The organism is Planomonospora algeriensis, assembly GCF_977012225.1.
On record NZ_CDRNDK010000414.1, the window covers coordinates 1 to 5530 of the forward strand.

Consider the following 5530-nt stretch of genomic DNA (forward strand, 5'->3'; position numbering starts at 1 on the left):
CAACAGGAATGATCAAGGAGAGCCGCGGGCTCCCTCAAGAGGCGATCTCAGCCCCGAACGGCCTGGCGAGTGCTCCCACCCCGGTTAACTTCGAAGAGCCGCCATGCGCCGCACGTCAGCCGGGCAGAGATCGACCAACTCGAACTCTTCCGTCACGAGATCAAGGAACTGGGCGTGCGCGGCCGCCCCCATGTGCCTGTTGATCGTCCAACCGGCTTCGATGAGAACCGTCGAGGGCAGCAGCAGCGGCCCCTGCAGTTCCTCCAAGAGACGTACGCATGAGGCGTGGTGCTTGTCATCTCGGTCGACGACGGCGATCAGAGGGCCGGTGTCCAGAAGCGTGGCGGTCACACCGACCGATTGAACCGCTCCGACAGAAGACCTTCGACCCGTTCCGACAGATCGCCTTCGCCGGACGCACCGATCCCAGCGATCGACAGCCTGCGACGCCGGACCGGCTCAGATGTCGCTCCGGCAGCCTCCGCCAACTCGGGATCAGCACTCACCAACCGCAGAAGGCGACGCGCCTGGGTCGGCGACAGTCGATCCACCAGGTGATGAAGCTCCTCATGCGCATGTCCGGCGCTCATGAGTACGAGTCTACGATGACGGTCCCGCTACCCGCGGTAGACACCGAGTGTCAATCCCCGGCAACGCCCGCCCCCGCGCCCTGCACACCGCTCTGACCGTGACGGCGCACGCCCGCGCCGGGCAACGTCGACCAGGCCGCCGCCCTGGCGCGGCACCTGCGCTCGCGTCGCGTCCATGCTCGCGTCACCGTGCTGGCCCATCTGCTGGACGCGTACCGGGCGGTGCCGGAAGTCGCGAGCTTCCTCGATGCGGCGGCAGACCAGCGGACGCCGGGTGCGCAGCGGGCACCGGCGTAGCGTGAGCGGGATGAGCAAGCCGTACCTCGACCCGCCCGAGTGGTATGCGACCCTGCCGACGATCTACACGTCGGCGTGCATGCTGCTGACCGACGAACACGACCGGGTGCTGCTGGTCAAACCCAACTACCGGCCGTACTGGGCGATCCCCGGCGGCATCGTCGAGGCGGGCGAGGCCCCGCACGAGTGCGTCACCCGGGAGATCACCGAAGAGCTCGGGCTGACCGTGCCGGCGGGGGAACTGCTGGTGGTCGACTGGGTTCCGCCGTACGGGCAGCGGCCCCGGCCGATGATGAACTTCCTGTTCGACGGCGGCACGCTCACCGACCCGGGTCGGATCCGGCTGCAGACCGACGAACTCGACGCCGCCGAGTTCTTCAGCTGGGAAGACGCCGCGACGCGGATGCCGGACAACACCGCGGCGCGCATCCCTGCGGCCCGCCGCGCCCGCAAGAACGACCGCACGGTCTACCTGCCGGCCGGCAGTGCCGTGTAACGGCCGCAGGTCTCCAGCGGCGCCCGCCGCGGCTGAAGCGCCGGGCCACCGGTGCGGGCCGCTGCTGCTCGGGCAGCGGCCGCGACTCCGAGCGCTGACGCTCGCAGGCCTGGGTCAGACGGTGGCCGGCAGCCGGCCGCTCGGCCGCAGCGCCGCTGCCTCATCGTCGGCGGCCGCGGTGCGGCGCGAGGAGAGTGCGGTCTGCTCGGCGGGCGTCAACACGCCCAGCCCAACCCGTTCCCCGTAGGGGACGAAGTCCAGGGCCAGACGGCGCGCAACGTAGTCGGTGATAGACGACGTGGTCGGGACCTCCGGGTCGTTCGTCATGCCGCGCGGGTCGTAAGTGGCGTCCAGCAACGCCTGGACGACCTCCACGACCGGGGCACCGTGCCGCAGCCCCAGGTTGATCGTGTGGTGAAGGGCGTCGGCGAGCCCCATCAGCGTCAAACCGTGCTTGCCGAGCCGCACCATCACCTCGGCGAGGGTGCCGTCCGCGGCCATCGACGTGATCAGGTATCCCTGGGCTCCGCCGACCTCGAACCTGCGGGTCATGCCGTGCCGCCCGTTGGGGCGGGGTACGAGCACGGGTGACATGACGGGGCCTCCTGGATGGCGGTCAGGGAGTCTGCTCGCCGCATCATGCCGCACACCGACCTCACCTGTTCGGCATTCACGGCTTCTCCCCCGCCGCGGTTCAGCCCCCGTCGCCGCAATTGGCCGACGACTCGGTAGGCAGCGGGCCAGGGTCGATGAACACGACCAAATCCGGCAGATGGGGCACGTCTTCTTCACCGTCAAGGCGCATTCCCCGCAGCCGCGCGGGTAGCGTCTGCGGCCACTGTGGCGGACGCACTACGTCCATGCCAAGACGTTCTCAAGCTGGTGTTCTTCGTCCACGCTGTCTCCTGTCGCAGGGCAACATCAGATGCGCGTCCTCCACGGGGATCAGGACACCTGACGTGCCTCCGGCACGAAAAACGGCCACGGGCGCCTGAGTCCGTCGCTCGATCACATCATGACGTTGCCGATTCACCGCGGACCGTTGCGCTGATTGCGGAAGTCACCCTGCCGTTGGCCTGCCTCCACGTTCGCCCGGGCGGTGGATGCCGGGCCGTACGGCGATCGTAGGCTGGGGACACCACCAAGATCAGGAGGACTGGGATGGAGTACGTGCGGCTGGGATCGACCGGGTTGAAGGTCTCCCGGGTCTGCCTGGGCATGATGAGCTACGGCGATCCCGCCCGGTGGGGCGAGTGGGTGCTGGACGAGGCCGCCGCCGAGCCGATCGTGCGGCGGGCGGTGGAGGCGGGGGTGACGTTCTTCGACACCGCCGATGTGTACTCCCGAGGCGCCAGCGAGGAGGTCACCGGCCGGCTGCTGGCGCGGCTGTTCCCCCGCCGCGACGACTACGTGCTGGCCACCAAGGTCTTCTTCCCCATGGGCGAGGGGGCCAACGACCGCGGCCTGTCGCGCAAGCACCTGCACGCCGCCATCGACGACTCCCTGCGCCGCCTGGGCACCGACCACGTCGATCTCTACCAGATCCACCGCTGGGACGACGAGACGCCCATCGAGGAGACCATGCAGACCCTGCACGAGATCGTGCGGGCGGGCAAGGCCCGCTACCTGGGGGCCTCCAGCATGGCCGCCTGGCAGTTCGCCAAGGCCCAGCACGTCGCCGAGGCCAACGGCTGGACAAAATTCGCATCGATGCAGAATCACTACAATCTTCTCTATCGCGAGGAGGAGCGCGAAATGCTCCCGCTCTGCGCGGACCAGGGCGTGGGGGTCATCCCGTGGAGCCCGCTGGCGCGCGGCCTGATCGCCCGCGCGGGTTCCAGCGGGAACACCGTCCGCACCGGGAGCGACCCGCGCATCGGCTCCCTCTACGCCGACGAGGAGAACAACCGGCTGATCCTCGACCGGGTCGCCCAGGTCGCCCGCGAGCGCGAGGTCCCGGCGGCGCGGGTGGGGCTGGCCTGGCTGCTCCACCAGCCCGGGGTGACCGCCCCGATCGTCGGCGCGACCAAGGACCGGCACGTGGACGACGCCGTCGCCGCGGCGGAGCTGGCCCTGACCGACAAGGAGCTCGCCTTCCTCGCCGAGCCGTACCGGCCCCGTCCCGTCAGCCTCTGAGCGGGCCGGGCGGACGGCACGCCGGAGGCGGCGGGGTCCCGACGCTCGGTGACGGGCCGCCGGGGCCCGTCACCGAGGCGGAGACCGGTCTGCGGGAGTGCACGGGTGGCGCATCCCCCGCTGAAGTTTTCCCCCGGAACGTCCCCGGCGCCGTGTCGTAGTACGCATTGCGGGTGTGCAGAAGGCCATGGTGGGGGCCCCGGATCGCGGGCACGCTTCCGGACGACCGTTCACCGGAAAGGACCTGATCATGTCCCATCTCGACACCTCCGCCGCGGGCCCGCAGACGGGCGGCGGGTGGCCGGACCCCGCCTCGCTGGACGTCGACTCCGAGCGGCTGGACGAGCTGCTGGGCAGGGCGATCGTCGACGCCGGGGCCACGACCTCCGCGGGCCTCGTCGTGCTGGGCATGCGGCTCGGCCTCTACGAGGCGCTGGCCGGCGGCCCGCTGACGACCGCCGAGCTCGCCGGGCGCACCGGTACGGCCGAGCGCTACGTGCGGGAGTGGGTCAGGGCCCAGGCCGCCGGCGGCTACCTCACCCACGACCCGGACGGCGACCGGTACGGCATGTCGCCCGAGCACGCGCTGGCGTTCAACCCGCGGGGGCCGCTGAACCTCGGCACGATGTTCCGCTTCGCCGTACGCGCGCTGACCGGGCTCGACCGGCTGGAGGCGGCGATGCGCAGCGGGGAGGGCATCGGCTGGCACGAGCAGGACGACGAGCTCGTCGCGTCGGTCGCCGACTTCTTCCGGAGCGGGTACGCCGCGCATCTGGTGACCGAGTGGATCCCGGCCCTGGACGGCGTGCACGAGCGGCTCACCGCGGGCGCCCGGGTGGCCGACGTCGGCTGCGGGTACGGGGTCACCACGATCCTGATGGCCCAGGCCTATCCGGCCTCGGAGTTCGAGGGCTACGACTACCACGACGTCTCGATCGAGCGGGCGCGCAAGGCCGCCGAGGCCGCGGGCGTCTCGGACCGGGCGCAGTTCACGGTCTGCGCGGCCACCGAGATCCCCGCGGGCGGATACGACCTGGTCTGCACCTTCGACGCCCTGCACGACTACGGCGACCCGGTCGGCGCGGCCCGGCGCATGCGCGAGGCGCTGGGCGAGGGCGGGACCTGGCTGCTGGTGGAGCCGGCCGCCGGGGACCGGGTCCAGGACAACCTCCACCCGATGGGGCGCATGTTCTACGCGGCCTCGACCTACATGTGCGTGCCCAACGCCGTCTCCCAGGGCGGTTCGGCGCTGGGCGCGCAGGCGGGTGAGCGGGCGCTGCGCGGGGTGCTGGAGGAGGCGGGCTTCACCGACGTGCGCCTGGTCGCCTCCACCCCGGTCAACCACGTCTACCAGGTGCGCCCCTGACGCGGACCCCGCGCCCGGGGAACGGCCGCCCGCGGAGCCGGACGGGGAAGCCGGGGCGGGGGCGAGGGCGGACGCGGACCGGTCGTCAGGAGACGGTCAATCGGCCGCTGCCCTCGACGGCGGACACTCCGCTGACGGTGCAGGAGGTGAGGTCGGTGGTGGGGGTGGCGCTGCCCGTGACGCGGCGCCCCTTCATCGGGCCGGAGACGACCTTGCCGACCAGGAGGACGTCGGCGGGGTTGGTCCCGGACACCTCGCGGGACCCCGATCGGATCTTGGAGGTTCCCGCGGCCCGGCCCTCGGAGTCGTACCAGGTGATGGTGCCCTGGCTGCGCAGGCCGGACACCCCGGTGCAGCTGGCCCGGCCCGAGCCCTTCATGGCCAGCCGCCCGCTCTTGAGGCGGGGCTGGGAGCCGTCGGGAGAGGTGCAGGAGCTCAGCCGCAGGGTGCCCTTCGTGTCGACGGGCGCGGGCAGCAGGCCGACCGCCGGGGTGAAGGTGACCGGATGCCCCGGTTCGGTGGCCGCGGTGCAGACCAGTTTGGCCGGTGCGGCGGAGACCCGGACGTCGGTGAGGACGGGCGCGGCGGCGGCCTGCGCGGTACGGGCCGTCGCGGCGGGGGCGGAGGGGGCCGTTGCGGCGAGCG

Annotated in this window: 7 protein-coding genes; 3 read left to right on the forward strand and 4 right to left on the reverse strand. The window is 71.7% G+C overall.

The window, feature by feature from the left end; translation table 11 throughout:
- Positions 1-84: 84 nt before the first annotated feature.
- Positions 85-351 carry a PIN domain-containing protein gene (locus ACWJ6R_RS29025; RefSeq protein WP_449065280.1) on the reverse strand — a complete coding sequence of 89 codons (267 nt, stop codon included), beginning with the start codon at positions 349-351 and terminating at the stop codon, positions 85-87.
- Positions 348-590, reverse strand: a complete 243-nt coding sequence (locus tag ACWJ6R_RS29030; protein ID WP_449065281.1) for a hypothetical protein — start codon at positions 588-590, stop codon at positions 348-350. Before ACWJ6R_RS29030 ends, ACWJ6R_RS29025 begins: the two co-directional genes overlap by 4 nt.
- Positions 591-897: 307 nt before the next feature.
- Between ACWJ6R_RS29030 and ACWJ6R_RS29035 the strand changes: the two genes are divergently transcribed.
- A complete protein-coding gene (locus ACWJ6R_RS29035) occupies positions 898-1383 on the forward strand; it encodes an NUDIX domain-containing protein (protein WP_449065282.1) in 486 nt (161 codons plus the stop codon).
- A gap of 114 nt (positions 1384-1497) precedes the next feature.
- On the opposite strand, the gene ACWJ6R_RS29040 is transcribed toward ACWJ6R_RS29035, so the two are convergent.
- A complete protein-coding gene (locus ACWJ6R_RS29040; RefSeq protein WP_449065283.1) occupies positions 1498-1977 on the reverse strand; it encodes a TSCPD domain-containing protein in 480 nt (159 codons plus the stop codon).
- 567 nt (positions 1978-2544) lie between these two features.
- Here ACWJ6R_RS29040 and ACWJ6R_RS29045 point away from each other — a divergent pair.
- On the forward strand, positions 2545-3519 hold the full coding sequence (locus ACWJ6R_RS29045; protein WP_449065284.1) for an aldo/keto reductase: 975 nt from the start codon (positions 2545-2547) through the stop codon (positions 3517-3519).
- 250 nt (positions 3520-3769) lie between these two features.
- Positions 3770-4885, forward strand: coding sequence for a class I SAM-dependent methyltransferase (locus ACWJ6R_RS29050; protein WP_449065285.1), 1116 nt, complete (start codon positions 3770-3772; stop codon positions 4883-4885).
- Between the two features lie 85 nt (positions 4886-4970).
- Here the strand turns inward: ACWJ6R_RS29050 and ACWJ6R_RS29055 are convergent.
- A partial coding sequence (locus tag ACWJ6R_RS29055) for a hypothetical protein (protein ID WP_449065286.1) occupies positions 4971-5530 on the reverse strand: 560 nt, incomplete at its 5' end.

Excerpts from the sequence above, each read along its gene's own strand:
- ACWJ6R_RS29030 (WP_449065281.1), bottom strand. The coding sequence starts at position 590 with ATGAGCGCCGGACATGCGCATGAGGAGCTTCATCACCTGGTGGATCGA.
- ACWJ6R_RS29045 (WP_449065284.1), top strand. The coding sequence starts at position 2,545 with ATGGAGTACGTGCGGCTGGGATCGACCGGGTTGAAGGTCTCCCGGGTC.
- ACWJ6R_RS29040 (WP_449065283.1), bottom strand. The coding sequence starts at position 1,977 with ATGTCACCCGTGCTCGTACCCCGCCCCAACGGGCGGCACGGCATGACC.
- ACWJ6R_RS29035 (WP_449065282.1), top strand. The coding sequence starts at position 898 with ATGAGCAAGCCGTACCTCGACCCGCCCGAGTGGTATGCGACCCTGCCG.
- ACWJ6R_RS29050 (WP_449065285.1), top strand. The coding sequence starts at position 3,770 with ATGTCCCATCTCGACACCTCCGCCGCGGGCCCGCAGACGGGCGGCGGG.